The organism is Mycobacteriales bacterium (assembly GCA_030697205.1).
Classification (GTDB): Bacteria; Actinomycetota; Actinomycetes; order Mycobacteriales; family SCTD01; genus JAUYQP01.
This window is the reverse complement of record JAUYQP010000027.1, coordinates 1-3440: the sequence shown is the minus strand read 5'-3', so window position 1 is coordinate 3440 and position 3440 is coordinate 1. Positions and strand designations below refer to the sequence as shown.

General features: G+C 76.6%; 4 protein-coding genes. All 4 read left to right on the top strand.

The window, feature by feature from the left end:
* The first annotated feature begins 147 nt into the window (after nt 1-147).
* The 4 genes from Q8R60_08540 (at nt 148) to Q8R60_08525 (ending at nt 3224) form a co-directional block, all read left to right on the top strand.
* Nucleotides 148-666, top strand: coding sequence for a DinB family protein (locus tag Q8R60_08540; protein MDP3712518.1), 519 nt, complete (start codon nt 148-150; stop codon nt 664-666).
* Between the two features lie 235 nt (nt 667-901).
* On the top strand, nt 902-1705 hold the full coding sequence (locus tag Q8R60_08535) for an aldolase/citrate lyase family protein (GenBank protein MDP3712517.1): 804 nt from the start codon (nt 902-904) through the stop codon (nt 1703-1705).
* On the top strand, nt 1702-2574 hold the full coding sequence (locus Q8R60_08530; GenBank protein MDP3712516.1) for an NAD-dependent epimerase/dehydratase family protein: 873 nt from the start codon (nt 1702-1704) through the stop codon (nt 2572-2574). The genes Q8R60_08535 and Q8R60_08530 overlap by 4 nt, the downstream gene beginning before the upstream one ends.
* Complete coding sequence (locus tag Q8R60_08525; protein ID MDP3712515.1) at nt 2571-3224, top strand: glycosyltransferase; 654 nt, start codon at nt 2571-2573, stop codon at nt 3222-3224. The genes Q8R60_08530 and Q8R60_08525 overlap by 4 nt, the downstream gene beginning before the upstream one ends.
* Nucleotides 3225-3440 lie beyond the last annotated feature (216 nt).

Genomic DNA, 3440 nt, shown 5'->3' with positions numbered 1-3440 from the left:
CCCGCCCGCCCCGCCCGCTCACACGGCGAGATGTGGCGATCATGCACGCGGAGGCCCCTTGGGTGATCGCCACTTCCGCGGCTCGGCGGTGCGCCCGCGTCCCCGTCCGGCGGAGATGTGGCGATCATGTGCGCTCGGGATCGCTCGATGATCGCCACACCCGGCAACGGTGGTGAGCGGGCGTCGCTGCAGGCCTACCTCGACCGGCAGCGCGAGCTCGTCCACTGGAAGCTCGCCGGCTTGTCAAACGACGACGCCCGCGCCGTCGCGACGCCGAGCGGGCTGACGGTCCACGGCATCGTCCGCCACCTCGAGAACGTCGAGCGCTCCTGGTGGCGCGACGTCATGGTCGGCGAGCAGGGCCTGTCCTTCGACTGGACCGAGGCCGACCCGGACGGCGAGCTGCACGTCCCCGACGACGTCGCGCTGGCCGACCTGCTCGACGCCTACCGCGCCGAGTGCGCGCGCTGCGACGCGGCGATCGCCGACCTTCCGCTGGACGCGCTCTCGACCCGAGGCGACCGGTCGCTGCGCTGGGTCTACCTGCACCTCGTCGAGGAGACCGCACGCCACCTCGGCCACCTCGACCTGCTCTGCGAGCTCGCCGACGGCCGCACCGGTGAGGACCCGGGCGACGGACCTGTCGAGGGGCCGGCCGGGGCATGACCGCGCCGCACGCCGCCGCCGGCCTCGCCGACGAGGTCGCCCGCTCGGGCCGGGTCCGCGCGTTCCTGCGCCTCGTCGTCATCGAGCACTCGGTCTTCGCGCTCCCCTTCGCCTTGCTCGCCGCCCTCACCGCGTGCTCGACGTCCTCGGTGTCGAGCACGACCTCGCGCGACGCTGGACCGGCGAGCTGGGGGCGGCCCGCCTGGTTAGGTGAGGATGCCCTAACCTGGCTCGCGTGCAGCTCTTCGTCTTCACCGCCCGGCCGGCTCTCGCCCGCGACCTCGTGCGCGCCGGCGCCGATGGGGTCATCCTCGACTGGGAGCGGCGCGGCAAGGCCCGCCGCCAGCAGGGCCACGACACCCAGATCAACGCCGACACGCCCGCCGACCTTTCCGTGGTCCGTGCCGCGACCGACGGTCGGGTGCTGACGCGCATCAACGGCTACGGCCCGTGGACCGCAGCCGAGGTCGACGAGGCCGTCGCGCGTGGCACCGACGAGCTGCTGCTGCCGATGGTCCGCACCCCCGAGGAGGTCGACCGGGTGCTCGACCTCGTCGCAGGCCGGGTCGGCCTCGGCATCCTCGTCGAGACGCAGGCCGCGGTCCGCTGCGCCGCCGAGCTCGCCGCCCGGCCGCTGTCGCGCCTCTACGTCGGGCTCAACGACCTCCGCATCGACCGCGGCTCCACCGAGCTGTTCGCCCCGCTCGTCGACGGCACCGTCGAGGCCGTGCGCTCCGCAGTCACCGCGCCCTTCGGTGTCGCGGGCGTCACCGTCCCCGGCGGCGGCCACCCCGTCCCGACCCGGCTGCTGCAGGCCGAGCTGGCCCGCCTCGACGCGGGCTTCACCTTCCTGCGCCGCGCCTTCCTCGCCGACACGGGCGCCGGCACCCCCGCCGACAGCCGCGGGGTCGACCTCGCGCCCGCCGTCGCCGCGATCCGTGCTGAGGCGGCCGCGATGCGCGCCCGCACCGGCCTCGACGTCGCGCGCGACCGTGCCGATCTGTGCCAGCGCCTCGACCGGGTGCTCGTCCCGGCATGACCCGCGCGCTCGTCACGGGCGCCGGCGGCTTCGTCGGCCGCCACCTCGTCGACCGGCTGCGCGCCGACGGCTGGGACGTGGTCGCGCTCACCCGCCGCGACGCCGACCTGTCGGACCGGCTCGCTCTCGAGCACGTCGTACGACGTACCTCCTGCGACGTCGCCCTGGTCCTGCACGCCGCGAGGGGCAAGGCGACCCCGGACGAGCGGGCGACGACCGCTGCGGTCAACGCGTCGTCGGCGGGCTGGCTGGTCGAGGCGCTGCCGGACAGCTGCGCGGCGGTGGTCAGGCTCGGGTCGTCGACGGAGTACGCCGCGGCCGCAGTCCCGCTCACCGAGGACGCGGCGGTGCAGCCGCGCGGGTTCTTCGGCGCCACCAAGGCCGCCGGGTCGCTGCTGCTGCAGGCCACGGCCGCCGAGCGCGGGATCCGGTCGGTGGTGCTGCGGGCGTTCCAGGTCTACGGCCCGGGCGACCACGCGGGGCGGCTCGTGCCGACCGTGCTGCGGGCCGCCGCGTCAGGGGATGTGCTGCCGCTGACCGCGCCGGGCGCGCGCCGCGACTGGGTGTGGATCGGTGACGTCGTCGACGCCTGCGTGCGCGCGGCGACCCGTGACGTCGACGGGGTCGTCAACGTCGGCACCGGCACCCAGACCGCCAACGAGGAGCTGGCCGAGCTGGCCGCGCGGGTCACCGGGCGCCCGGTCGCGGTCGACGTCGGCGCCCACCCCGGCCGCGAGTGGGACACCGGCGACTGGGTCTGCGACCCGACCCGCGCCCGCACGGTGCTCGGTTGGGAGCCGACGGTCGACCTCGCCGAGGGGTTGCGCCGCACGTGGGTGGCCGACCACGCGGGCGACGACGCGAGATGATCACCAAGCCGGTCGCGATCTGCCCCGTCTACGGCAACGCCGCGACCCTGCCCACGCTGGTCGCCCGGCTGCACGCCGCGGTGCCCGGCTGCCGGGTGCGGCTCGTCGTCGACGCCTCGCCCGACGACAGCGCCGCGGTCGCGGCCGGGCTCGACTGCGCCGTCACGGTCCTCGACACCAACGTCGGCCAGCACCGCGCGCTGGCCCGCGGCCTCGCCGACGAGCCCGACGCCGACGCCTGGGTCCTCCTCGACGCCGACCTGCAGGACCCGCCCGAGGCCGTCCCGCTGCTGCTCGCCGGTCTCGGTCCGCATGCGGCCGTCTTCGCTGGCCGACGCGGTGCCTATGAGTCGCGCGGCCGGTTGCTCACCGGCGGCCTGCACCGCCGGGTCGTCACCGCGCTCACCGGGCTGCCGCCCGACGCGGGGGCCTTCGTCGCGGTCGACGCCCGCGGTCGCGACGCCGTGCTGGCCGCCGTCCACACGGGGTCGGCGCCGTCGGTGGTCGCGGCCCTGGGCGCGGCCCGGCTGCCGGTCACCTCGGTGCCGGTCGCCCGCGCCACTCGACCGGTGGGGGAGTCTGCCTGGACCGCCCGGGCCCGCCTCGCCCAGTCCGCCCGCACCCTCGCCTGGCTCGCCCGCCACCGCTGACGGGCGCGCCACCCGTCCCGCCGCGCCCACCCCCGCCCGTCCGGGATGTGGCGATCACGCACGCGGGCGCCCCCTTCGCTGATCGCCACATCTCGGCCAACCGGCTCCGCCCCCTCCTGGGATGTGGCGATCACGCACGCGGGCGCTCGCTGCACTGATCGCCACATCCGGCGGGGGCGGGTCGTCGGGCGGGCGCCGGGCGGGTCGTCGGGCGGG

Excerpts from the sequence above, each read along its gene's own strand:
- Q8R60_08540 (MDP3712518.1), top strand. The coding sequence starts at position 148 with ATGATCGCCACACCCGGCAACGGTGGTGAGCGGGCGTCGCTGCAGGCC.
- Q8R60_08530 (MDP3712516.1), top strand. The coding sequence starts at position 1,702 with ATGACCCGCGCGCTCGTCACGGGCGCCGGCGGCTTCGTCGGCCGCCAC.
- Q8R60_08525 (MDP3712515.1), top strand. The coding sequence starts at position 2,571 with ATGATCACCAAGCCGGTCGCGATCTGCCCCGTCTACGGCAACGCCGCG.